This is a genomic window from Anabaena sp. 54 (assembly GCF_017355725.1).
In the GTDB taxonomy this organism is placed as follows: Bacteria; Cyanobacteriota; Cyanobacteriia; order Cyanobacteriales; family Nostocaceae; genus Dolichospermum; species Dolichospermum heterosporum.
Genome location: NZ_JAAVWA010000024.1, coordinates 56,828 through 81,000, shown reverse-complemented (window position 1 = coordinate 81,000; position 24,173 = coordinate 56,828). Strand labels below are relative to the sequence as shown.

At 39.8% G+C, this 24,173-nt stretch carries 21 protein-coding genes, 1 tRNA gene and 1 other annotated feature; of the genes, 12 read left to right on the top strand and 10 right to left on the bottom strand.

What is annotated here, in order from left to right:
• Positions 1-89: 89 nt before the first annotated feature.
• From HEQ36_RS19045 to HEQ36_RS19035, 3 genes are all read right to left on the bottom strand, one after another.
• The gene (locus tag HEQ36_RS19045; protein WP_168636289.1) at positions 90-950 is read right to left on the bottom strand and encodes a tetratricopeptide repeat protein; all 861 of its coding nucleotides are present in this window, start codon (positions 948-950) and stop codon (positions 90-92) included.
• Between the two features lie 142 nt (positions 951-1,092).
• Positions 1,093-2,529 carry a cell wall metabolism sensor histidine kinase WalK gene (locus HEQ36_RS19040; RefSeq protein WP_053541162.1) on the bottom strand — a complete coding sequence of 479 codons (1,437 nt, stop codon included), beginning with the start codon at positions 2,527-2,529 and terminating at the stop codon, positions 1,093-1,095.
• 171 nt (positions 2,530-2,700) lie between these two features.
• A complete protein-coding gene (locus tag HEQ36_RS19035; RefSeq protein WP_053537858.1) occupies positions 2,701-2,913 on the bottom strand; it encodes a hypothetical protein in 213 nt (70 codons plus the stop codon).
• A 1,135-nt stretch (positions 2,914-4,048) separates the two neighbouring features.
• Between HEQ36_RS19035 and ppk1 the strand changes: the two genes are divergently transcribed.
• Both ppk1 and HEQ36_RS19025 read left to right on the top strand, forming a co-directional pair.
• Positions 4,049-6,214, top strand: coding sequence for a polyphosphate kinase 1 (gene ppk1, locus HEQ36_RS19030; protein WP_053537859.1), 2,166 nt, complete (start codon positions 4,049-4,051; stop codon positions 6,212-6,214).
• Positions 6,215-6,681: 467 nt separating this feature from the next.
• The gene (locus tag HEQ36_RS19025; protein ID WP_053537860.1) at positions 6,682-7,116 is read left to right on the top strand and encodes a response regulator transcription factor; all 435 of its coding nucleotides are present in this window, start codon (positions 6,682-6,684) and stop codon (positions 7,114-7,116) included.
• Positions 7,117-7,740: 624 nt separating this feature from the next.
• Here the strand turns inward: HEQ36_RS19025 and HEQ36_RS19020 are convergent.
• Positions 7,741-7,923, bottom strand: coding sequence for a hypothetical protein (locus HEQ36_RS19020; protein WP_027403802.1), 183 nt, complete (start codon positions 7,921-7,923; stop codon positions 7,741-7,743).
• 137 nt (positions 7,924-8,060) lie between these two features.
• Here HEQ36_RS19020 and HEQ36_RS19015 point away from each other — a divergent pair, with 137 nt between their 5' ends.
• A complete protein-coding gene (locus tag HEQ36_RS19015; protein ID WP_168636288.1) occupies positions 8,061-8,609 on the top strand; it encodes a DUF2854 domain-containing protein in 549 nt (182 codons plus the stop codon).
• Positions 8,610-8,866: 257 nt separating this feature from the next.
• Positions 8,867-10,612, top strand: a complete 1,746-nt coding sequence (locus HEQ36_RS19010; protein ID WP_168636287.1) for a bifunctional serine/threonine-protein kinase/formylglycine-generating enzyme family protein — start codon at positions 8,867-8,869, stop codon at positions 10,610-10,612.
• 1,113 nt (positions 10,613-11,725) lie between these two features.
• On the opposite strand, the gene hflX is transcribed toward HEQ36_RS19010, so the two are convergent.
• Entirely contained in the window at positions 11,726-13,462 is a 1,737-nt protein-coding gene (hflX, locus tag HEQ36_RS19005; protein ID WP_168636502.1) for a GTPase HflX, read from the bottom strand.
• Positions 13,463-13,690: 228 nt separating this feature from the next.
• Here hflX and rplS point away from each other — a divergent pair, with 228 nt between their 5' ends.
• From rplS to rplL, 8 genes are all read left to right on the top strand, one after another.
• Positions 13,691-14,053, top strand: coding sequence for a 50S ribosomal protein L19 (rplS, locus tag HEQ36_RS19000; protein ID WP_039201563.1), 363 nt, complete (start codon positions 13,691-13,693; stop codon positions 14,051-14,053).
• A 149-nt stretch (positions 14,054-14,202) separates the two neighbouring features.
• A tRNA-Trp gene (locus HEQ36_RS18995) sits at positions 14,203-14,275 on the top strand.
• A gap of 181 nt (positions 14,276-14,456) precedes the next feature.
• Positions 14,457-14,678 (top strand): preprotein translocase subunit SecE, encoded by a 222-nt coding sequence (gene secE / locus HEQ36_RS18990; RefSeq protein ID WP_015078220.1) that lies wholly within the window; start codon positions 14,457-14,459, stop codon positions 14,676-14,678.
• Positions 14,678-15,310, top strand: a complete 633-nt coding sequence (gene nusG / locus HEQ36_RS18985) for a transcription termination/antitermination protein NusG (protein WP_027404879.1) — start codon at positions 14,678-14,680, stop codon at positions 15,308-15,310. The genes secE and nusG overlap by 1 nt, the downstream gene beginning before the upstream one ends.
• Positions 15,311-15,316: 6 nt before the next feature.
• Positions 15,317-15,742: a 50S ribosomal protein L11 gene (rplK, locus tag HEQ36_RS18980; protein WP_027404878.1), complete on the top strand. Its 426-nt coding sequence runs from the start codon at positions 15,317-15,319 to the stop codon at positions 15,740-15,742.
• 124 nt (positions 15,743-15,866) lie between these two features.
• Positions 15,867-16,583, top strand: a complete 717-nt coding sequence (gene rplA, locus HEQ36_RS18975) for a 50S ribosomal protein L1 (RefSeq protein ID WP_027404877.1) — start codon at positions 15,867-15,869, stop codon at positions 16,581-16,583.
• Between the two features lie 82 nt (positions 16,584-16,665).
• Positions 16,666-16,833 (top strand) — a sequence feature (ribosomal protein L10 leader region).
• A gap of 114 nt (positions 16,834-16,947) precedes the next feature.
• Positions 16,948-17,517 carry a 50S ribosomal protein L10 gene (gene rplJ / locus HEQ36_RS18970; RefSeq protein WP_039201559.1) on the top strand — a complete coding sequence of 190 codons (570 nt, stop codon included), beginning with the start codon at positions 16,948-16,950 and terminating at the stop codon, positions 17,515-17,517.
• A 74-nt stretch (positions 17,518-17,591) separates the two neighbouring features.
• On the top strand, positions 17,592-17,981 hold the full coding sequence (rplL, locus tag HEQ36_RS18965) for a 50S ribosomal protein L7/L12 (RefSeq protein WP_027404875.1): 390 nt from the start codon (positions 17,592-17,594) through the stop codon (positions 17,979-17,981).
• Positions 17,982-18,323: 342 nt separating this feature from the next.
• On the opposite strand, the gene HEQ36_RS18960 is transcribed toward rplL, so the two are convergent.
• The 5 genes from HEQ36_RS18960 to HEQ36_RS18940 all read right to left on the bottom strand — a co-directional run bounded on the left by HEQ36_RS18960 (position 18,324) and on the right by HEQ36_RS18940 (position 24,162).
• Positions 18,324-19,844 carry an NAD(P)H-hydrate dehydratase gene (locus HEQ36_RS18960; RefSeq protein WP_168636286.1) on the bottom strand — a complete coding sequence of 507 codons (1,521 nt, stop codon included), beginning with the start codon at positions 19,842-19,844 and terminating at the stop codon, positions 18,324-18,326.
• Positions 19,845-19,973: 129 nt separating this feature from the next.
• Entirely contained in the window at positions 19,974-20,687 is a 714-nt protein-coding gene (locus tag HEQ36_RS18955; protein ID WP_168636285.1) for a hypothetical protein, read from the bottom strand.
• Between the two features lie 101 nt (positions 20,688-20,788).
• On the bottom strand, positions 20,789-21,781 hold the full coding sequence (locus tag HEQ36_RS18950) for a pentapeptide repeat-containing protein (protein ID WP_053537868.1): 993 nt from the start codon (positions 21,779-21,781) through the stop codon (positions 20,789-20,791).
• A gap of 77 nt (positions 21,782-21,858) precedes the next feature.
• The gene (locus HEQ36_RS18945) at positions 21,859-22,767 is read right to left on the bottom strand and encodes a hypothetical protein (RefSeq protein ID WP_168636284.1); all 909 of its coding nucleotides are present in this window, start codon (positions 22,765-22,767) and stop codon (positions 21,859-21,861) included.
• Positions 22,768-23,163: 396 nt separating this feature from the next.
• A complete protein-coding gene (locus tag HEQ36_RS18940; protein WP_053541164.1) occupies positions 23,164-24,162 on the bottom strand; it encodes an aspartate carbamoyltransferase catalytic subunit in 999 nt (332 codons plus the stop codon).
• Positions 24,163-24,173 lie beyond the last annotated feature (11 nt).

The window sequence follows — 24,173 nt, the reverse complement described above, 5'->3', positions numbered from 1 at the left end:
CGCTTTCCGCCACCCTTCCCCCCCCCCCCCCCCCCCCTCCCCCCCCCCCCCCCTCTCCCCCCCTCCCCCCACTCCCCCCACTCCCCCTATTAGGGTATTTCCTCCTTTGGCTGTGACGCTGATTTAATTTCTGGTATTTCTAAGAATTTTTTGGTGTCTGCAAGTAGGCGATCGCCCCATAGGTTTTCTTTGAGAAAATCTAAATTGGCATAACGGGAATCTATGCGGAGTGCGGATACTCCCATTTCTAAACTTTTTTGTTTATCGCCCTGATTATAGGATGCTACGGCTAAAGCGAGTAAAGGTTCTGCGGCTTTTTTGTCAATATTAACTGCTGTTTGCCATTGCTGAATTGCGCCCGGAATGTCGCCTTGCTCGTATTTGATTAAACCAATATTGTTAATTGCTGGCCAAAACTTTTTATCTTGGTTAACTGCTAAATTAAATTGAGCGATCGCATCTGGGAATTTCTGTAACATAAGGTAGGCATTACCCAAATCAAACAAACCCCCGGAATAATTGGGTTTTAATTTCAAACCCGCTTGATAATGGCTAATAGCTCCTTGGTAATCTTTTTTTTGAAATTTGGCTGAACCCAATGCAAACAGCACTTCAGGATTTTTAGGATTGAGGGTTTGGGCTTTGTTCAAGGAGATGACAGCTTGATCAAGATCTCGATTTTGTAAATGTAAACTTCCCAGTAACCACCATATTTTGTCATTCTGTGGGGCTAATTTCGCCGCCAATTGCGCTCTAACTAAAGCTGTTTCAACTTGCTGAAACTGAGCTAATTGAGCCGCTTCCTGGGCTAAACTCAAGCCCTGTTTCTCTAACTGAGCATTATCAACTTGCACTGTATGCGGAATGAATGCCTGAGCATGGGCAGCTTTTGGCAAACTCCATAAACTGATTGCCACTAAAAGCGAAATTAACCGAATATATTTTGGCACACTACCACCTTCTAGTCCGAATATTGGAATCTTATCGCTAACGCTTTCGCTTAAGATAGCTTAACAAAATCAGATAGGATGGTCATTAGTCATTAGTCAGTGGTCATTGGTCATTGGGTAATTTTATTCTTCCTCCTAACTCCTAACTCCTAACTCCTAACTCCTGAACTCCTGACTCCTGGGACAAAATTGGCAGAATAACGGTGAAAGTAGTACCTTCGCCCAGATTGCTAGTTACTTGAATTTGTCCTTGATGATGCTCGATAATGGCTTGAGCGATCGCTAATCCTAATCCTGAACCAGTAGTTGTGGCTGTAGCGGTTTTCCCACCTCTATGAGTTCGTGCTGGATCAACTCGATAAAAGCGGTCAAATAATTTTGGTAGCGCGTCCGCAGGAATACCAGTGCCAGTATCACTAACTTTTATTTGTAAATGAGAATTAGTGTAACGCCTTCCTGTAACTCGATTTATCCCCTCTATTCTTTCTAACTCCACTTTTATGACTCCTTGAGGTGGAGTATACTGCAAAGCATTACCAATCAAATTTGTAAATAACCTGACTAATTGCTCCCAATTCCCCCTGAGAGTAAACCAATTTTCTAGTAATTCGGGATTAACTTTTGTCAACGCAGAATCAACTAAATTCAAAACCAGATTAATTTGTTTTTCTCTAGCTACCAGTTGTTGTTCTTCCACAACTTCCATTAATAAAGCATCAAGAGGACAAGATGAAAATAAATCCGTGCTAATACCACTATCTTGTCTAGCCAAAAATAGCAAATCGTTAACTAACTTCCCCAATCTTTGAGTAAGTCGTTCTACTACCTTTAATTGTTGTTTATATTCAACCGTATTTTTTTCTTCTTCCCCTGCATCCAAATCAGCCAAAGCAATTTGAACATTAGTTTGAATTAAAGCAATCGGACTTCTTAATTCATGAGAAGCATCAGCAGTAAATTGTTTTAGGCGTTGATAAGATTCTCGCACAGGTTCCATCGCCTTACCCGATAAAAACCAACCACTAGCCGCCACTGACAATAGCATTAAACTAATACCTAAAGCCAAATCAAAAATTAATTCCCGGCTAGGTTTCGTCACCTCAAACCAAGGATGACTAACTCGTAAATATCCTAAAACTTGTCTTCCTTTTTCTATCCTTTTCGTAACTTGTCTAAATAACTGTGCAGATTCTCCCCATCCTCCCATGCCCTCTATTCGCACAGTTTCACCTGTATGATGAGTATGAATAGGAATATCTAATATTTCCGAAAAAGTTGACCATAATAATTCACCATTAGAACTAAACCACTCTAAATCAATCCGATCATCTTCGGCACTTTCAGCATTATTAGGAAAACTAGCTTCTACATTTATTCGCAGTTGATTTGGGTGAAAATTTATCGGTTCAATTACCAAAGAGCGCTCGACAACTTCCACCACATGATATAGTGTATCGTCAATGCGCTCAACCAATGTACTACGAACATATAAATATACTCCACTAGCAAATAATAATAGTAAAATTGCCGTTATAGCCGTGTACCAAATTGCCAACCGGCGACGAGTAGCTTGAAACAGATAAATAGACATAAAATGAATAAATTGATAACCTGTCACTTCGTTCTCTTGTATGGTTGCCAGCCTCGCTAAAATTTGCTTTCCTTCCTGCCCATTACGCCGGATAAAGCTGAGGTTATCTGCTTGCAGCAGCGCTTCGCTATCGGTGTCAAGAATATACATGAGATTAAGCTATTCAGCAGAGTTACGCCATTCTTTCCCTAACTTAACTACTTCCTCAAAGTGAGGATCGTTTTCAAAGCTACCAGCAATTTTCAGCCACCAAGGAGTTTTGTTAGGAACTAATACAGATAGCATTTGTCTCATTTGTGCTAATTCTGTTTCTAAGGTTGCAACTCGTGACTCAAGTTGTTGAGATTGATCTTCAATTTGTTGGGAGATCATATACAGCAGTTGCAGGTTGAATGCAATACAATTAAGGGCGCAGACCCTGCGCCCCTACAGGATTGGCGATGAAACTTTGTACCTCATAACAGCAGGAAGTGCTGTAAATTTTTAGCAAGATAGTGTTATACGGCTATTTTAACAATATCTCTAAGATCGGCAATTCTTCCACTCAATATAGTAAGTAGTGATACAGAATTAATTACACAATGTCATTGCGTAAGCGTTGCGTGGCGTTAGCCATATGGAACGAAGTGAAATGAAGCAATTCCAAGGGTTGTGATTGCTTCCCTTCCCTCGCAATGACTGTAAATATTTTTGTCCAATTACTTATGAGCCTAAGTACCTCCGGTGAGTGAGTACGCGAGTTCACTACAGAAAAATTGGAAACTCAGTTATTTATTATACTAAAAACGGTTGAGACATGGACTTTTGTAAAATCACGAAAACCACAGATTTGTAGTGGTTTAGCACTGCTCATTGGTGTCAACTTAGGCTACAAATAGCTTATTTGTTTAGCATCTAAACCCGCCCGGAACTTAAGTTCCGGTCTAATAGCCAAAGTAAACTGAAGTTTACTAAAGAATTTAAAAATTTTTACGGTTATTTAGTCATCTTGAGATGACTTTTGCTATTAGACTGGGAATTAATTCCCAGTTGGGTTGTCGGTTTTGCGTTAAGTTGACACCTATGATCACTGCTAAACCCAAAGAACCTCATCCTCTGGAGGATAGTCGTCTTTGCAAAAATCACGATAACGCATCTTCAAGGGTTTTCGGCATCTACTTTATAAAATAAGCTGAATAAGTAGTCGGACAAAATTAAATTCACTCGTTGAGAGAGGGAACAGGGAACAGGGAACAGAAAAATCAATTGTGTAATTAATTCTGTCCCATTACTTATGATTTCATAATTCCCATCCTTGCTTGATGTTATTCAATCAGTCACTCGGTTTTGATTAAAACACTGAAACTGAGAAATTTTATCTAAAAATAATTATTTTTTTATACATAAGAATATCAAATTGCCAACTTAATCAGGTTTCTAGATCAAGAAGTGTAAAAATCTATGCAGTAGCAATTAAGATATTGATATTCACGCTCTATAGACGATGTCTACCTATCTCTAGGTGATTATGGCGAAACCAAAAAAAAATTCTGCTTCCATGAATTTGAGTGATCCACAATACTACATCAACCGTGAGTTAAGTTGGCTAGAATTTAATAATCGGGTCTTACATGAGGCTTGTGATCCCAGAACTCCTCTGTTGGAAAGGCTGAAATTTTTAGCCATTTTTAGTTCCAATTTGGATGAGTTCTTTATGGTACGAGTGGCAGGTTTAAAGCAACAGGTAGAAGCCACTGTTAATTTATTAACTCCTGATGGCCGGACACCACAGAAACAACTAGATGATATTCGTTTGCATTTGAATCCCCAACTCAAAAAGCACAATGCGGAATTTGAGGAAGTGCTGCGACCACTGTTAGTCCAGCAGGGAATCTATATTCTGGATTACATAGAATTGAATCCCAAACAGCGAAGTTATCTAGATAACTATTTTGAAGAGCAGATTTTTCCAGTTCTGACTCCTCTTGCTGTTGATCCTAGTCATCCCTTTCCTCACATTTCTAATCTCAGTTTAAATCTAGCAGTGGTGGTCAAAAATCCTGATACAGAAGAGGAGTTTTTTGCCAGAGTTAAAGTTCCTCAAGTCTTACCAAGATTTTTGCCATTACCCCCAGAGTTGAGAGTTCAAGACAATGGGAAAATTGCTAACTGGTCAGGGATTCCCTTAGAACAAGCGATCGCTCATAACCTAGAATCTCTCTTTCCCGGCATGAGTATCCAAGAATATCACCCATTCCGCATTACCCGCGACGCTGATCTAGAATTAGAGGAAGATGAAGCCGACGACCTGTTATTAGCCATTGAACAGGAACTTCGCAAACGCCGCATGGGGGGGAATACCGTCAGGTTAGAAATTCGCTCCCAAACCCCTGCATCAGTGCGTTCCCGTCTCTTAGAAGATTTACGACTCACCAACAGCGACATTTATGAAGTTGATGGTCTGTTGGCACTGCGGGATTTAATGTACTTTCTGGCACTACCACTACCAGAACTTAAAGATCTCCCCCGTCAATCCGTCGTTCCTTCCCGCTTACAACGGCTCAGAGAACCCTGTATTGATACTGACGTTCTTGAACAAGAAGAAGGAAAAGACTTCTTTTCCATAATTCGAGAAAAAGATTTGCTAGTTCATCATCCCTATCAATCTTTCTCCGGGACAGTAGTGCGCTTTATTACTAGTGCCGCCCATGATCCCAACGTCCTAGCCATCAAAATGACTCTCTACCGGACTTCTGGAGACTCACCCATAGTTAATGCTTTAATTGCAGCAGCAGAAAATGGTAAACAAGTTTCCGTATTAGTCGAATTAAAAGCCCGGTTTGATGAAGAGAATAACATTTATTGGGCAAGACGTTTAGAAAGAGTTGGTGTTCATGTTGTCTATGGTTTAGTCGGTTTGAAAACCCATAGCAAAATCGTCTTGGTAGTGCGACGAGAAAAAGACAGAATGCGCCGTTATGTACACATTGGGACTGGGAATTACAACCCCAAAACCGCACGACTCTATACAGATTTAGGCTTATTTAGTTGTCGAGAAGAATTAGGCGCAGATTTAACAGATGTGTTTAACTTCTTAACAGGCTACTCTCGCCAAAAATCCTATCGAGAAATTATGGTAGCACCTGTGAATATGCGCGATCGCTTTCTCGAATTAATTAAACGCGAAATTGACAATGTGCAAAACGGATTTTCCGGTCGCATAGTCGCCAAAATGAACGCCCTAGTTGACCCACAAATAATTTCTGCCCTGTACGAAGCATCCCGCGCTGGGGTTCAAATTGACCTAATTATTCGGGGAATATGTTGTTTGCGTCCCGGACTACCAAATCTCAGCGACAACATTCGCGTTATCAGCATTATTGGCCGCTTTTTAGAACACTCCCGCATATATTACTTCTACAATCATAACCAAGAAGAAATATATATCGGCAGCGCAGATTGGATGCGGCGTAATTTAGATCGTCGCGTCGAAGTTATTACCCCCATCAAAGACCAAGAAATTGCCAAAGATTTACAAGAAATCTTAGGGATTATGTTAGCAGATAATCGTCATGCCTGGGAATTACAACCTGATGGCAATTATACCCAAAGATGCCCAGGTGATAACTGTCCAGAAGCCAATTCTCAAAAAACAATTATGTCTATGGCTTTACGTTCCGCCGGCATAAATTAGACTCTCATTAGTTGCAGCAAAAGTGAATCATCACCTCAAATTCTCATAGCGTAAGCATGGCTTAAGCATATCTGAATTTACATACCCTTTTGTCAATTCTTCATCTATCCCATGACTTAAGTAGGTTGGCGTTGAAAATTGTCGTTATAGCAAGGCAAGAGGCAAGAGTAAAGAAGTTTTCAGTGATTCTACGTTTCTTTACACAGTTTGGTTTTATTGTGTTCACCTACTTACGTCACACTGCGCTATCACAAAAAGACCTTTTTAGTAAACCCCAAATAACATATTTTAAACATAATGTCCGATCATCCTATGCCAGTTTCCTAATCGGTGCATCTACTACATCAGTGTTATGCAAAATTTGCATAAAATTCACCTTTTAGCCCCCAAAATTCACTCATCAGACAGAGTAAATTTAGAACTCGCATTCATAAACTATAGTCATACATATTTATTATTTTTTGGGAATGTTAATGTTGTCCAAAGAGCCTTCTAAATTGCGCCTTCTTGTAGTTGATGATCATGAACTCACTCGTTTAAGTCTGTACCTAATTTTTTCTACTCAAGAAAATATTCAAGTTGTTGGTTTAGCTAGTAATGGTCAAGAAGCTATAGACATGGTTAAATGCCATCAACCTCATGTGATCATTCTCGATTTACAAATGCCGATTATGGATGGTTGGTCAGCATCTAATTACATTAAAGCTATATCTCCAAATACTCAAATTTTGGCTTATTCCTCAATAGATGAATCATATTTTCATAACTATAAAATTAAATATCAATTTGATAAAGTTTGCACAAAAGATATTCCCACAAAAGAACTCATTACCTTAGTCAGAAAATTAGGCAACAAACTTGGGTATTCTTCATTTTTTGAAGAAAGATTGCACTCTGCTTAATCTTCCTTGTAGATTGGGTTAAGAGGATGTTTTAAAAGTTTTTAATGTATTAATAAACCCCTCTGCAAACCTCTTTAGTAGTCTGTCAACCCGAAAATGACGGGTGAAGGCAAGCAGGGGGAGAAGAGAGGCACCGAGGGCAAGGGAGGGAAGAACAGAAGTTTTTTCCAATCATTAAGTAATTGGACAAAAATATTTACAGTCATTGCGAGCGAAGGGAAGCAATCACAACCCTTGGAATTGCTTCATTTCACTTCGTTCCATATGGCTAACGCCACGCCACGCTAACGCAATGACATTGTGTAATTAATTCTGTCTCACTACTTACCCGTCAAAATAAATTTGACCAACTACTAGTAGATTCTGACCATGAAAAATTCAGAAAGTAGGGGCGCAGGGTCTGCGCCCAGAAACGATTCATTAATAACAGCATGAAATTTAGGCGTTGCTGATTAAGAGTATGATTTTATTTCACGCAGAGGCGCAGAGTCTCAGAGAGTAAGAGTTTCATTTTTTTGATTTTCCAATTTCATACCTCAATTCAGCAACGCCCAATTTGTCAAAGGTATTGTAATTATCAATTACCTTTTTTCCTGCCTAAATTGACATAACTAACAACTTAGGTTAATTATTTCTCGTTTCAGGAATAGTCCGTTTAAACTCATCAAGTAAATCATCTAATTCTTCCAAAGCTTGATTCACATCAACTCTTAAAGTTCCTAGATTGGGTTGTTCCAATAAACTCAGCAACCGCTCACGTTTATCTTGAACAGTGCTAATTCGGTCTTTAATTGTCTGAATATCCATTTTTTTGCTTCCTATTTTGAAACACTTCAAATCTAAAGTTAACGCAAAAAGTAAAAATCTCCATATCCCCTTTCCCAATTTGTCACCAATCAGCGATGATAATAAAAGATGAAAATAAATTATACTAATCTCAAATTATGCTCGGCAGAATTTCTTTAGGAACACTTGGCTTAACAATAGGTACTATACTCACCATAACAGGTTTTGTTGCCTACTTTGTAGATAATGCCACCCTCAATCTAGTGGGATTTTTCTATGGATTTCCCCTATTACTGGGAGGTTTAGCCCTAAAAGCCAATGAACTTAAACCTGTACCTTTCAGCCAAACTAGCACACCATCCATCCTAGAACTCAGAAAGCAACAAGCAACAGTTACACAGACCAAAATCCGCAAAGACATCACCCGCAACTGTTATGGGCAAAAAGCTCATTTAGATGTAGCCCTAGCCTATCTAGGTTTAAGTCCCACCGATGACGCAAGACCAATAGTAACAGGTTTACGAGAAACCGAAATCAATGGCGCTTATACCTTAATTCTAGAATTTGATTCACCACTAATCACCTTTGATACCTGGCAGCAAAAGCAGGAAAAAATGACTAAGTATTTTGGACCAGGTGTAGAAGTGAGCATGAAACAGCCCAGAGAGGACTACATTGAACTAACTTTGATGAAAACTTTAACCTAAAAACGTTGGGACTTCGACTTTTTCTCGTTTTTCTCGTTCCCATACTCTGTATGGGAATGAATTCTAGAAGGCTCTGGCTTCAATGATAGCAGAGGCAGAGCCTCTGTGAGGGCATTCCCAGTCGGAGACTGGGAACGAGATATGGTAAAGATTTGAGCTTAATAATTTATTCTCTGGTGTGTTTAAACTTAAACCTAGCTACTGGTAGAACTATCTTAGTATAGTATAAGCATCCCTAGAAATACCCACCATCTACCATGAGCCAATGCCTTAACCCCGCCTGTATTTATCAAAATCCCCAAGGTACTAACTTTTGTCAAGAATGCGGCGATAAAATCCTTTTAGATAATCGCTATCGTCCCATTAAATTTCTCGGTGAAGGTGGTTTTGGCAGAACATTTCAAGCAGTAGATGAAAAAAGATTAAATACACCCTGCGTTATCAAACAATTCTTACCTCAACAAGCAGGAAGCGGTGCATTACAAAAAGCCACTGAACTATTTCAACAAGAAGCCAAAAGACTGCAAGAACTAGGAAAACATCCCCAAATTCCAGACTTAGAAGCCTTCTTTTCTCAAGATAGTCGGCTTTATTTAGTCCAAGACTTTATTGATGGTCAAAACCTATTACAAGAATTCCAAAATCAAGGCACATTAAACGAACCGCAAATCAGAAATATCTTAATAGAATTATTACCAGTTTTGCAATTTATCCATGATAACAAAGTCATTGATCGAGATATCAAACCAGAAAATATTATTAGAAGTAAAAACGGTAAATTATTCCTGATTGATTTTGGCGTTTCCAAAGAAACAAGCGGGAGTATTTTAACCAGAGTTGGTACAACCGTAGGTACTCCAGGATATGCACCCCCAGAACAGTTGCGGGGTATGGCTTACCATAATAGTGATCTCTATAGTTTAGCTGTTACCTGCGTCAGATTATTAACGGGACATTTTCCAAAATCCGATGGTTCAGATCAATTGTTTGATACTAACAGAATGGAGTGGCAATGGCGGAAATATGTTTCTTTAAGTCAGGAATTAATAGATGTATTAGAAACAATGCTGCGGGATATTCCTGCTAATCGTTATCAATCAGCCACAGAAGTTTTAGCAGCATTAGCAAATCAAAAAACAATAGTTATCCCTCCCCCACCACCACAAACTTCTCAAAATCCCTTCCAACAAATTTTCCAGTTTATTTCTCCACCAACAAACCCACCAAAACCAGCAGCAAATACTAACTTAAATATAAATCCTCAATCATCATTTACAGAAGACTTAGGAAAAGGTGTCAAATTAGAAATGATAGCCATACCCGGAGGAACTTTTCTCATGGGTTCACCGGAAAATGAAGCGGGAAGAAGGGATAGTGAAAGTCCCCAACATCAAGTGACAGTTCCCAGTTTCTTTATGGGAAAATATCAATTGACACAGGCACAATATCAAGCTATCTTGGGAACAAATCCTGCTTTCTTCAAAGGCAATAACCGCCCAGTTGAAAAGGTTAGTTGGAATGATGCAGTCGTATTCTGTAAAAAGTTAAATCAAAATACAGGAAAAAACTACAGATTGCCCAGTGAAGCAGAATGGGAGTATGCTTGTAGAGCCGGGACAAAAACGCCATTTTACTTTGGTGACAACATCACCACAGATTTAGTTAATTACGATGGCAATTATTCCTATAAGTCCGCACCCAAAGGCAAATATCGCCAACAAACCACAGGTGTAGGAACTTTTCCCCCTAACGCTTTTGGCTTGTATGATATGCACGGTAATGTGTGGGAATGGTGCGAAGATGACTGGCATGAAAATTATATAAACGCGCCTAAAAATGGCAGTATTTGGAATAGTCGGAGCGGAAACCGTAAACTGCTGCGCGGTGGTTCGTGGTTCAACAGTCCTGATTATTGCCGTTCTGCTTTTCGCCTCAACGACTCCCTCGCCTACAACCATATTGGTTTTCGGGTTGTATGTAGTGGTGCGGCGAGGACTTTGTAGCTCTTTATACTCTTGCTCTTTTGCCCTCTGCCCTTCTTTTCTTTTCCCTTCTTAACCCCTCCGCTTCTGGCGGAAAAACTTTGCAGAAATAATGTATAGTTACTGCACGAATATAACACACAGATTGTACAAATGGCATTGAAGAAGGAGTCAGGAGTCAGTAGCCAGGAGTCAGAATCAATCAGTCGAGGATTCAAACCTGCGACTGATTAAAGACCACCAAATCGTAGATTTGGTGGGGGTCTTAAACCCAGTTATTCATCCGCCACTCGCACAGAATTCATTCTGAATTCTGACTCGGTGACTCCTGAATTCTGTTCGATAAAAATAGAATCATTAAAATACTAATGTAGGGTGTGTTAGCGACAGCTTAACGCACCATAATTGCTAGATTTGAACCAAAATATTACCCAAATGGTTGAGTTATTATCTCGTTTATCTCGTTCCCAGTCTTTGACTGGGAATGCCCTCAAGAGGCTCTGCCTCTGCTATCATTGAAGGCAGAGCCTTCTAAAATTCATTCCCATACAGAGTATGGGAACGAGAGATCCCCGACTTCTTCAAGAAGTCGGGGATCTGAAAATCATAAGAATATCCGGTAAGTGGGAAACTCAGTGGCTTGGCTCCCTGAGAGGAAAGCGACACGGGCGGTTTTAACCGCTTTGAATCTTTTTTCATTACCGCCTTGGAGTTAAGAAATTCGGGGTACTTTTGTGGTGTACTTTCAACGGGACAATTACCGATTCAAATTTCCCAACTCTGTACGCATAATGTGTTGCTCCGAAGAGCCTCCCATTTCTGGGGTAATGTTAGCTAGATGCCTCCGGCACGCTGGCGCGAACGACCAGTTATAAGAGCTTGCTTGAGCTTGCAACACTGTTCCAGTGACCTTAGAACTGTTTAATCACAAGCGACAGAGCGGGGAACTAGTGAAGCAGCGCGGTCTTGGGGGTTTCCCCCATGAGCGACTGCTGAACCCCGAAGGGGCTACGCATTCGGTGGGTGTCGTGACTCAAATAACGGCTACCATGAGACTAAGCTCAGGGTGGTCTGGTCAGTACAGCTTGTTTGATTACTCTTGCAAGCTCAGTCCCTTTAGGGCTGGGTTACTGACTAATCATCACCAACAGCGTACTCAATCAATAGAGATAGACGCTGACGCAGAGTTTCCAGTCCTAAACGCTGACTAGCAGAAATAAACACGGCTAAAGGAAACTCTTCCCTCGCTAAAGCTAGTGTTTCACTACTAACTTGATCAATTTTATTAAAAGCCACTAACGCTGGTCCCGGTGTAATTGGCATTTGTGCTAATATATCCCGCACTGAGCGAATATGACTTAACCAAGCAGGATGAGATAAATCTACTAAATGCAATAAAGCATCTGCTTCTGTCACCTCCTCCAACGTTGCCCGAAAAGCATCCATTAAAGATGCGGGTAACTCATGGATAAACCCTACCGTATCCGTCATTAAAGTTTCCTGGGGTGCGCCGGTTTCCGCATGAGGAAGCATTAACCGCCGTGTTGTGGGGTCAAGGGTGGCAAACAATTGGTCAGCGGTGTATACTTCTGCGTTGGTAAGGGCGTTGAGTAAAGTAGATTTACCAGCGTTGGTATAACCCACCAAAGCTACAGAAGGAACTTCTCGATGTTGTCGCCGTTGCCTTAATCTACAACGATGTGCTTGTAATTGATTAACTTCTTGTTGGAGTCGAGAAATGCGTTTTTGAATGGCTCGGCGTTCTGTTTCTAGTTTGGTTTCACCAGGTCCTCTGGTCCCAATACCACCCCCTAATCTGGACATGGATTGACCTCTACCAGCGAGTCGTGGCATCATATACTCTAACTGTGCCAGTTCTACCTGTAATTTACCTGCACCAGATTGAGCGCGTTGGGCAAAAATATCTAAAATTACTTCGGTGCGGTCAACTACCCTAACACCAATTTGCGCTTCTAAATTGCGAACTTGGGAGGGTGAAAGATCACGATCAAATACTACCAAGTTAGCACCCAGAGTTTGCGCTGTGAGAGCAGCTTCTTGGACTTTACCTTCACCAATCACTGTTTGGGGATGAATGCGCGATCGCTTTTGTTGTAATACCTGTAATACAGTACCACCAGCCGTATCCACTAAACGGGTCAATTCCACAATGATGTCCTGGAATTGTTGTGGATTAGTATTTTCCGTTAATACCCCAACAATTAGCACTCGATCATGATCAGCATCTACTTCTTGACCAACAAACTCCCGACTAAATTCCTCTTCTAAACCTTCCACTAAGTTGAGAAAATCCTGGTCGGCTAAAGCATCTAAACTTAGAGGCGATGATACATGAGAATACATCACAGCATCGGAAATACTCATATCAGAAGATTGAGTCGTAACTAACTGTCTACTATTGGCTACCAGATGGGCTAAATACGCTTCTTTTACATACCCAGTTGAACCACCACCACGCTTTGTAAATCCCGCCCCAGTAATATTTAAAACTACTAAAGCATCCAATCTTTGTAAAGCCATTGCCGTCAAGGCTGCTTCATTTGGTGGTTCTGACTTAAGATTGGTGGATAAACAACGAATACCGCTGAGACGTTCTGCTCCGTAACGGGGCAGTTCTAGGGGCGGAATTTGAGTTTGACGCGGAGTACCGACACCAACCCGAATTACCTGTCCGCGACGATTAATGTAAACACAAACAGGTTGATTGATTTCCGTACTGACTGCTGCCAGACGTTGAGCAAAATCAGTTGTAGTAATACAATCACCTGATATCCGCTGGTGGTACAGCCGCTGGAGTTGTTTTAGCTGGCTGGACTTCAAACCTTGAACATTGCCAAAGATAGTCTCTATAGGCGTTTATGACCAGTTACCTGGTTCCCCCTGAATCCTTACACTGTCTATTTTACAACAGGGAACAGGGAACAGGGAACAGGGAACAGGGAACAGACAAGAGTTTTTTAATTCTTAATTTTGAATTTGTGAGTAGTTTTTATTTATAATGAGTGAAATTTCTAGACTCTCAAGCGATTATAGATTTATAATTAACGATTGTGAGTTTTTTCAAAAAACAGAAAAGTAATGAACGCCCAAGAGATTATCCGCTCAATTGAAGCGGAACAGATGAAATCTGATTTACCCGAAATCTATGTCGGTGATACAGTCAAAGTCGGAGTTAAAATTCAGGAAGGCACTAAGTTCCGTGTGCAACCTTACGAAGGTGTAGTTATAGCTAGACGCAATGGCGGCATCAACGAAACTATCACAGTCCGCAAAGTTTTCCAAGGTGTGGGTGTAGAACGAGTATTTTTGCTTCATTCTCCCCTAGTTGAAAGTATTAAAGTATTACGTCGTGGTAAAGTTAGACGTGCTAAACTGTACTACCTACGTAAACTGGTCGGTAAGGCAACCCGCATTAAACAAAGATTCGACCGCCCTTTGTGATTCTCAATGGTGAATTAATAGACGAAACCCAGTCTGCAAGCGGCATCCGCCGCTAACTTGCCAAAAGAAAAAAAATAGGTTACAATTAGAATCGAAATTGCGTTAAACTAAAAAAGTTCAACGCGATGACTGTAAAAAGAAAAGCTTGTGCGCTCTTAGTTCAGTTGGTAGAACGCAGGTCTCCAAAACCTGATGTCGGGGGTTCAAGTCCTCCAGGGCGCGCTCAAAAAGAAAAATATTGCCCGAAGCAATAACGTCACTGCCGAAACAGCGGAAAACGTCAATTATTTCGGGTATAATTTTTTTAAAATGTAGCTTTCTTATTGCGAGATCATTGAGACCGAAGCTGTAAACCTTAAAAATCACAAGGTTAGGCTACTTAAGAAACGGGGGTATAACGACTGTGGCCAAAAAAAATGAAGCAGAAATGCCAGAAACCGAAAATGGGTTTAACTTAAACAATTTTTTCCAGGGTACAAAGGAAGAACTTGAGAAAGTGATTTGGCCCAGTCGGAAACAGTTGGTAAGTGAATCAGCCGCTGTACTATTAATGGTTACACTCTCCGCATCTTTGATATATCTGGTCGATGGATTGTTCGCTTGGGCAGCAAAACAGGTGTTCTGATGACTTCTGCAACAGACGAACCACGCAACTCCGAGTTGCAGTTAGAGGAAACACTCTTAACAGCGATGAAAGAAGCACGCTGGTATGCAGTGCAAGTAGCCTCTGGCTGTGAGAAACGGGTAAAGACAAATTTAGAGCAACGTATCCAAACTTTTGATGTCGCTGACAAAATCATCCAAGTGGAAATTCCCCACACCCCAACGGTGAAAATCCGTAAGGATGGTAAGCGGTTACCTTCAGAAGAAAAGGTTTTCCCTGGTTATGTGCTAGTCCGAATGGTAATGAGTGATGATACATGGCAAGTGGTAAGAAACACCTCTCATGTGATTAACTTTGTGGGTGCAGAGCAAAAGCGTGGTAGCGGCAGAGGTCGTGGTCACGTTAAGCCAGTTCCCCTAAATCCTTCGGAAGTTGAACGCATATTCAAACAAGCCTTGGAACAAGAGCCAGTAGTCAAAATTGATATGGCTTCAGGTGATAAGATAGTTGTGCTTTCTGGTCCATTTAAGGATTTTGAAGGTGAGGTGATTGAAGTTTCCCCAGAAAGGAGTAAACTAAAAGCTCTACTCTCGATCTTTGGAAGAGATACACCAGTAGAATTGGAATTTAATCAGGTTAAAAAACAGAGCTAAATACAAATGGCGAAGAAAGTAGTAGCGGTCATTAAGTTGGCCCTGAATGCTGGGAAAGCCAACCCAGCACCGCCAGTTGGTCCTGCGTTGGGTCAACATGGTGTTAACATCATGATGTTCTGCAAAGAGTACAATGCCAAAACAGCAGACCAAGCTGGGATGGTCATACCTGTAGAAATTTCTGTTTATGAAGATAGAAGTTTTACATTTGTCCTCAAAACTCCACCAGCATCAGTGTTGATTCGCAAGGCAGCGAAGATTGAAAGAGGCTCAAATGAACCCAACAAAAAGAAAGTTGGTAGCATTAGCAGAACGCAATTACGCGAAATTGCTCAAACTAAACTTCCTGACCTCAACGCCAATGATATTGATGCAGCCATGAATATTGTGGAAGGAACTGCTAAAAACATGGGCGTAACAGTTACAGATTAGGTGACAGGGAACAGGTGACAGGTGACAGTAAATAAAAAAATAACCACTGACAACTGACAACTGACTAATAACAAAATCATATCGGGGGAGAAGTACAACTTCGAGATGACCCCAGGAGAAAAAAATGGCAAAAAAAGTATCACGCCGCTTACAGGCGTTGCTGGAAAAGGTAGAAGATAAGGATTATACACCCTTAGAAGCATTAGCTTTGTTAAAAGAAACGGCAACTGCTAAGTTTCCTGAAGCTGCTGAAGCTCATATCCGTTTAGGAATTGACCCTAAATATACAGACCAACAATTGCGGACAACGGTAGCACTACCCAAGGGAACAGGACAAATTATCCGGGTAGCAGTTATCGCCAGAGGTGAAAAAGTCACAGAAGCAACTAACGCTGGTGCTGATATTGCTGGTTCTGAAGAACTCATTGAAGATATTCAGAAAGGCATGATGGACTTTGATAAGCTGATTGCTACGCCGGATGTGATGCCACAGGTAGCAAAGCTGGGTAAATTATTAGGTCCACGGGGTTTGATGCCTTCACCCAAGGGGGGAACAGTGACATTTGATGTTGCTAGTGCGATCGCTGAGTTCAAAGCTGGTAAATTAGAATATCGGGCTGATCGGACTGGGATTGTCCATGTTATGTTTGGTAAGACTGCTTTTTCACCTGAAGATTTATTGATCAATCTGAAGGCATTACAAGAGTCAATTGACCGTAACCGTCCTTCAGGTGCTAAGGGTCGTTATTGGCGGTCATTGTACATATCCTCGACAATGGGACCATCAATTGCTATTGACATTAGCGCCCTACGAGAGTTAAAACTAACTGACGCTGCATAATTTGGTAATGGGTAATGGGTAATTGGTAATTGGTGATAGATGAATATAATCAGTAATGACCAATGACTAATCACTAATGACCAAAATTAAATAGATAAAGCCGGAGACAGCAGGTGCTAATAGCTTAATACCCTGCCGAGGTTGTAATTTTAACTATCTGAAGTTTGAACAGTAAAACTGTGACAACGACAGTATTAAAAATACCACTTTGAAACCCTGGCTAAGTTAGCTGGGGTTAATTGTTTTCGGTAAGTCAGCAAAAAGGTGACAGGTGACGGACAACTGGGCGCAAGCCCTGCGCCCCTACTTAGAACTGACAACTAACAACTGACCACTGACAACTGACATTGGAGGTGAGATAAGTATGGGAAGAACGTTAGAAAACAAGAAAGAGATAGTAGCTGATCTCAAAGAAAGTTTGAGTGTGTCAACTTTAGCACTGGTAATTGATTATCAGGGGCTAACTGTTGCTGAAATCACCGATTTGCGTCGGCAACTCCGTCCTAGTGGTGCTATCTGTAAGGTGACAAAAAACACCTTTATGGGCATTGCGATTAAGGATCAGGAACAATGGCAGCCAATGTCAGAATTACTGAATGGTTCTTCTGCATTTCTGCTAGTTAAAGAAGATTTATCTGCGATTAAAGCTTACCAAGCATTCCAAAAAGCCACCAAGAAAACAGAAATTCGCGGTGGTGTGATGGAAGGTCGTGTCCTGAGTGAAGCTGATGTTAAGGCTCTAGGAGACTTGCCTTCTAAGGAACAACTCATGGCTCAAATTGCGGGTGCTATCAACGGTGTGGCTACCAAGCTGGCTGTTGGTATCAACGAAGTTCCAAGTTCCTTGGCTCGCGCTTTAAAAGCTGTTGCTGAAAAAGAAAATGGCGACAGTTCTGAAAGTGCTTCTGAGTCAGCGGTAGTTAGTGAAGATTAATCACTGACAAGTAACAATTAACCCTCACGGGTTTTTTCAACTGAAAAATCAAAAATTCTTTAGGAGTTATATCCATGTCTGCTGCAACCGAACAAATTTTAGAACAATTGAAATCTTTGACCTTATTAGAAGCTTCTGAATTGGTTAAGCAAATTGAAGAAGCTTTTGGTGTTAGTGCTGCTGCTACTGGTGGTGGCATGATGATGATGGCCGCTCCTGGTGCTGCTGCTGCTGAAGTAGTGGAAGAGAAGACCGAATTTGATGCAATTCTGGATTCTGTACCTGCTGATAAGAAGATTGCTGTCTTGAAAATCGTTCGTGAAATCACTGGTCTAGGTCTGAAAGAAGCTAAGGACTTGGTAGAAGCTGCTCCTAAAGCTGTTAAAGAAGCTGTAACTAAGGACGCTGCTGAGGATATCAAGAAGCGGATTGAAGAAGCTGGTGGTAAGGTAACAGTTAAGTAATTGTTATTAGGTGATTGGTAGTGGGTAATTGGTAATTGGGAAGAGTTTTTTACCCATTACCTGTTACCCATTAACGTAAGTTACTAGTTAGAGAAATTGTCAGAATCAGGATGTACAGGATGAGAACTGGAATTTTATCACCTATTACCAATTACTTATTACCAACCTCAACTAGTAGTCTGTCAAATAAATTTTGACGGATAAAGAAGAAGTGAACCACGTTCGCGGAGCGTGCCGTAGGCATTAGGACGCAAAGAGCGCGAAGAAAGAAGAAGAAAGAAGGAAGAGGAAAAATTTATTTACCCGTCAATTAGTTTTTGACATTGAGTTATTACTCAATTATTATTTTTTCAAAACTGGCATTAAATATTGTGTGAGTGTAAAGGCATCAACTCCTAATTCTGTTCTTGTTTGTGCTGCTAATATTCCTGCTTGGGAATGCCACCAAGCGGCAGTTGCGACTATATCTTCTATAAAAATTTCTTTATTCATAATTTGCGCTAATAGTCCACCTAATAAACCAGTCAATACATCACCACTGCCTCCACGAGCTAAGGCTGGGGTACTTTCAGGATTTATCCAAACATTACCTTGGGGATTAGATATGGCTGTTCTTGCCCCTTTTAATAGGACTATAGCACCACTTTCTTGGGCTGCTGTTTGGATGGCTTTGATTCGGTCTGTGTGGTCAATATTCGGAAATAACCGCTTAAATTCTCCTGTATGGGGTGTGAGGACGGTGGCTGATTTTCGCTGTTTTAGGGTGGGGATAGTGCCTATTTGTGCCAAAATATTTAAGGCATCAGCATCAAGGATTAGGGGACATTCGCATTGAATTATTTCGGGAACAATAGATATATTGTCTTTGGTTAAACCGGGTCCGCAAGCGATCGCAGTAAATGAGTTTAAATCTATATTTTCTGGTAATTGTACACTAGCGATCGCTCCTGTTTCTGTTTCAGGACAACCAATAATTAAGGCTTCTGGTAACTGGGAAACTAACAACATTTTTAAGGATTCTGGAACAGCAATGGATAGCATTCCCACACCAGAAGCTCGCGCACCCAAACCTGTTAAAATCGCTCCACCTGCATAACGTTGAGAACCACAAATTAATAATAAATGTCCTTGTTTGTATTTGTGAGTAATTAGGGGACGAGGTAAAGGTAAGGTGGATAATGCCGTTGTTTGTGTAATCCGTTTGATTTTGGGAATATCACCGATCACAGCATGAATATCTGCGAGGGGAATATCAAAATCAATTAATTCGGCTTTACCAACATAAGGTAATGCTTGTTCTTGTAATAAACCTTGTTTCCATAAACCCAAGCAAAATGTATAAGTTGCCTGAATAGCTGTTCCTAAAACTTCCCCTGTATCTGTATGTAAACCTGAAGGTATATCAATACTAATAATGGGTTGATTTTTGTGATTAAAATAATTAACTGCCGCAGCGATAGAATCAGTAATTTCTCTTTCTAAACCAAAGCCAAATAAACCATCAATTAAAAAATCATAACTTGGTAATTGGGAAATTTCTTGATAACAGGGGATTTTTAAACTTTGTGTATATTGGAAATGTTGAGAAGTTAATTCTTTTAATTTAGAAAAAGGTTGATAAATCCAAACTTGATAACCGCGAAAATGCAATTCACGAGCTACTACTAAGGCATCTCCTCCATTATGACCAGGTCCAACTAAAATTCCTACACATTTTCCTGGGGAAATAATAGCCTGTAAGCGTTGGCAAATTAGTCCTCCTACTTTTTCCATTAAAGCAGCTACAGGCATTCCTGCTGTAAATATTCTGGCTTCAATCTGCCGCATTTGGGTTGCGGTAACAACAAATTGTTCTTTAGTCATTTGTCATTTGTTAGTTGTCATTTTTCATAAAAAGTCTGAACTATGATTTGTTTGATTATTTTGATGAAGATAATTAATTTATCGGTTAAGGAAACTAATCATCTTCATCACAAAAATCATAGTTCAGACTTATTTGCCATAATAGACTCTGGCATTGCCGTAACCTGAATTTTTCAAATAGTTATTCCATTGTTCCGCTTCCAAGCGATCGCTAAGTGGTCCTACAGCTATGTGCGATCCCAATGGCTGACTTCTCCTAAATACATTAATACTAATACTAACTTTTTGGCGAATTTCTGTCCCTAAAGAAATTAATCTATTAGAATTACTGGGAATAACTACATAATATGAATTTCTGTTTTCTTGTTGGGGATTTAATTCTATATTATCAGAATTAACAATTTTTGCGCCAGGAATACCATTCGATTCCAATTCTTTTACTCGTCGTTGAGCATTAGCTTGTCCATTAAAAACGCCAGATTGGATAACCTCACGTCCATTATAATTGCGAATATAGGCATTAGTTTCAATTTGCCGAACTCGCTGTAAGACTTGAGAATTATTACTGTCAACATAAACAAAATATCGATCAAATCCTTGATTATATTGACTATATTGTATACCTTGAGATTGATATAATTTGACTGATGGTAACTGCGATAATGGCTGCTGGTCAATGGATATTTCTTGGGGGTATGGAAGTGTTCCTTGAGCTAATATGGGAATATTATTAGGTATTTGAGCTTGAACCCAACTATATTCACCGAGAAACATCCAACTTCCACCTATCAGTAAAGAAAATACGGGTAAAGAGGTAAAACGACAAACTCTTAAAATAGGCATATTTGTTACCAGTTTTTGCAAAAGTTTTGAGTTTAATTCCAATGCGATAGAATAATTTAAAAGAGCATTAAAGCGGTGAGATTACTCATGAAATTGATTTTTTAGTAGCCAATTGTTCCGTCAGGCATGATTGCTTTAAACAAATTTGCACCTGTGAGATTTGTCGTACTAATTTCTGCTCCGAGTAGATTTACCTTGGTTAAATTAGCATCGGTAAAGTCCGTCATTGCTAAACAAGCATATACTAATTCTGCTTCAGTTAGATCAGCTTCGCGGAGATTAGCTCGACTAAAGTTAACTTTACTCAGTCTAGCAAAACTGAGGTTTGCTTGGTTTAGCTTGGCTTTGATTAGGATAGCTTCTGGCATGATTGCACCCTGCAAGTTAGCACCTATTAATTCTGCTTCAGTCAAATTCGCTTTTGCCAGTCTAGCATTTGTCAGATTAGCGCCATTCAAATTACAGCCTTCTAGATTAGTCTCAGTTAAAGTGGTATTTTGTAAGATAGCTCCGCTCAGGTTAGCACCACTCAAATCTACGCTACGCAGCGTGGCTTCACTTAAATTAGCACCACTTAGATTTACCTTAGCTAAGTTTGCACCGGTTAAATTAGCACTGCGTAAGTCAGCTTTATGGAGGTTAGCACCCAAGAGATTAGCATAATAGGCTCTTTTTTCTTCTCGCAGGTTAGCACCGCGAAGACAAGCGCCTGTAAGGTTAGCACCACTCAAATCAGCACCGCGCAAATCAGCACCCATTAAGTTAGCATCTAGTAGATGTGCCAAAGTTAAATTAGCATTACGCAAATCAGCCCCCTGCAACGTTGCACCATGCAAGTCAGCATCATGTAAGTTGGCATTCTGTAACTGTGCTTGAGTTAGGTTTACACCACGAAGATTTGCACAAATTAGATTGGCATTATTGAGAATAGCTTGACTTAGATAGCTAAAAGTTAGGATAGAGTTACGCAAATTTGCCTGATTTAAATTTATACCAATTAAATCTGCATCAAATAGATTTATGTTATTTAAGTTTGCGTTGATAAATTTTGTTTCTCCATTTGCATATCGGTTCAGAAGTTCTTTGGCATCCATAATAGATATCTCTCAATTATTGTGATAAAGGTTTCCAAAATCAAAAATAGGTTTGATTTTTTGTGATTGAGTATATTTCAAGTATGCGGTATTGTAATTTGACAGGTATTACTGTCATTGTCATCATAATCATCTAAATCATCAGATTGAGTGTGTACAGGTTGATAATTAGGATTAGTAGGTGGTTTAGTTCTTTCAGGTAAATAACTGTTAGGCGGTTTATGTGACTTGGTATCAACTAGCATATTACCATACAAGGTACGCATGACCCTGATGATTACACCAGATGCTTGATTATTTTTATCTAGGTTCCCTAAAGAGATAACTGTACTGTTAATTTTAGATTCAAGTTCTCCGATAGTTGGACAAGAATCAAATAATTTCTGCAATAAACTATCCAGTTCTTCAGATTTTAGTTTCAACCAGTCTTCTTCATTGAAAGTAAATTTTTTATTAAGTGCGGAAAATAAAATTATTTTTGCCCTTAATGGGCTAGTATATCTCATCAAGTTTTGCCGCAAATCAAATTGATCATATTGAGATTTTGTTGAAATGCTTGAAGATACAGTTGATGGATTTAATGATGTTTTTTCACTATGATTAAATATAGGAAAATTTTGGTCAGATTGATTTAATATTATGCCTGTATCTTCTTCATTAACTTGATTTAATATTATTCCTGTCTGCTGATCAGAGGTTGGATATAATTTTTGTAATTCTTTGATAATGATACTGGCAATTATAGAATATTGTTTTGGTTTACTAAGACTTTTAACAGCAATAGATAAATTTGCGGTTAAGTGATTTATTGTGGGATTTAAACTAGATAATTCTTGAATTAATTCTTCTAATTTAAATCTATCTAGGGTATCTTGATCATCTTCCCACTCATTTTTACAAGCGAAGAATATTAATTTCTTAATTCGTTTTGAGTTTTCATGCTGTTCTAAGAAGTTCACTATTTCATCAAAACTAGATAGGGTCATGATCGGGATATCTCCAGTACAAGTATTCAATAGCAGGAACAGTTATAAATTATAGCTGTACTAGCACACTGTTGGATAGTAAAAGTTTTGTATAGGGTTAAAAAAAGAGGTCAAGCATGAGTAGATACAGCGGTTTCCGCTCTTATGAGGTACATCTTAGCCCCCTCATCGCTTGCGGGGAGGGGGTTGGGGGTGGGGTTCTTGTACCTCATAACATCGGGAAGTGTTGTAGATAAAAATGAAAGGGAAAAGTCTATAAAATTTCACTATTTATCATTTAGCGATTTAATAAAATTCAATTTTATACTCTTATTTTTAGCCAATCAATATTTTTATTTAAATAAATTCTCCTAACCAAGTATGATTTTCAATCATGCAAGTGCTATAGCATCATGATTAATTAACTCTACCACTACCGATAAAGTACAAAAGTGCCATCCGCACTGCTACACCGCTAGTTACCTGAGATTGAATTAAGCTAAATTCGGGATCATCCATTAAATCAGAACTAATTTCTACACCCCGATTTACTGGACCTGGATGTAATACTTTAACGTTAGGTTGACAAAGTTTTAACTTGGTGCGAGTAATGCCGAATAGTTGATGATATTCTCGTAAACTAGGTAATAAATGGGCTGTCATCCGTTCTTTTTGTAACCGCAATGTCATCACAAAATCAGCATTTTCTAAAGCTGGTTCTAGTTGCCAATGGGTAAATAATCGGCTAGATTCTGCTGGACATCCTAAATATTCTGCAAAGAATTTAGGTAATAATGTGGGAGGTGCGGCCAGGTGAACTTCGGCACCACTAGCGATGAGACTCCAAATATTAGAACGGGCTACGCGAGAATGTAAGATATCGCCGACAATAGCAATTTTTTTACCTTGCAATGATTCAATTTTGGGTTGTGCAGGGTCAATTAAACTACAAATTGTGAATAAATCTAGTAATCCTTGGGATGGATGTTCATGTTGTCCATCACCGGCATTGAGGACGCTAACTTTTACACCTAGACGATCCATTTCTTGAGCGATCGCTTGTGGCACTCCTGCATCCTTATGGCGAACTACCATAATATCAGTTCCCATTGCTAAATAAGTCTTGGCGGTGTCAAGAATTGTTTCACCTTTGGTCATGGAAGATGTAGCTGCGGCAAAGTTGAGAGTATCTGCACTTAGCCTTTTAGCCGCAATTTCAAAACTACTGCGGGTGCGGGTAGAGGGTTCAAAAAATAAATTTGCTACTACCTGTCCCTGTAATGTGGGGACTTTCTTTGTCCGTCGTGATAGTACCTCTTGAAAAGAAGCCGCAGTTTGTAAAACGGCGTTATATTCAGCGGTTGTGAAGTCAGCGAGTGTGAGAATGTGATGACGATTCCAGGTAGTAGTAGGCATTGGGATTTTAG

Bases quoted from the DNA above. Each gene is read 5' to 3' on its own strand.
- HEQ36_RS19035 (WP_053537858.1), bottom strand. From the start codon at position 2,913: ATGATCTCCCAACAAATTGAAGATCAATCTCAACAACTTGAGTCACGA.
- ppk1 (WP_053537859.1), top strand. From the start codon at position 4,049: ATGGCGAAACCAAAAAAAAATTCTGCTTCCATGAATTTGAGTGATCCA.
- HEQ36_RS19025 (WP_053537860.1), top strand. From the start codon at position 6,682: ATGTTAATGTTGTCCAAAGAGCCTTCTAAATTGCGCCTTCTTGTAGTT.
- HEQ36_RS19020 (WP_027403802.1), bottom strand. From the start codon at position 7,923: ATGGATATTCAGACAATTAAAGACCGAATTAGCACTGTTCAAGATAAA.
- HEQ36_RS19015 (WP_168636288.1), top strand. From the start codon at position 8,061: ATGCTCGGCAGAATTTCTTTAGGAACACTTGGCTTAACAATAGGTACT.
- HEQ36_RS19010 (WP_168636287.1), top strand. From the start codon at position 8,867: ATGAGCCAATGCCTTAACCCCGCCTGTATTTATCAAAATCCCCAAGGT.
- rplS (WP_039201563.1), top strand. From the start codon at position 13,691: ATGAACGCCCAAGAGATTATCCGCTCAATTGAAGCGGAACAGATGAAA.
- nusG (WP_027404879.1), top strand. From the start codon at position 14,678: ATGACTTCTGCAACAGACGAACCACGCAACTCCGAGTTGCAGTTAGAG.
- rplK (WP_027404878.1), top strand. From the start codon at position 15,317: ATGGCGAAGAAAGTAGTAGCGGTCATTAAGTTGGCCCTGAATGCTGGG.
- rplA (WP_027404877.1), top strand. From the start codon at position 15,867: ATGGCAAAAAAAGTATCACGCCGCTTACAGGCGTTGCTGGAAAAGGTA.
- rplJ (WP_039201559.1), top strand. From the start codon at position 16,948: ATGGGAAGAACGTTAGAAAACAAGAAAGAGATAGTAGCTGATCTCAAA.
- rplL (WP_027404875.1), top strand. From the start codon at position 17,592: ATGTCTGCTGCAACCGAACAAATTTTAGAACAATTGAAATCTTTGACC.
- HEQ36_RS18960 (WP_168636286.1), bottom strand. From the start codon at position 19,844: ATGACTAAAGAACAATTTGTTGTTACCGCAACCCAAATGCGGCAGATT.
- HEQ36_RS18955 (WP_168636285.1), bottom strand. From the start codon at position 20,687: ATGCCTATTTTAAGAGTTTGTCGTTTTACCTCTTTACCCGTATTTTCT.
- HEQ36_RS18950 (WP_053537868.1), bottom strand. From the start codon at position 21,781: ATGGATGCCAAAGAACTTCTGAACCGATATGCAAATGGAGAAACAAAA.
- HEQ36_RS18945 (WP_168636284.1), bottom strand. From the start codon at position 22,767: ATGACCCTATCTAGTTTTGATGAAATAGTGAACTTCTTAGAACAGCAT.
- HEQ36_RS18940 (WP_053541164.1), bottom strand. From the start codon at position 24,162: ATGCCTACTACTACCTGGAATCGTCATCACATTCTCACACTCGCTGAC.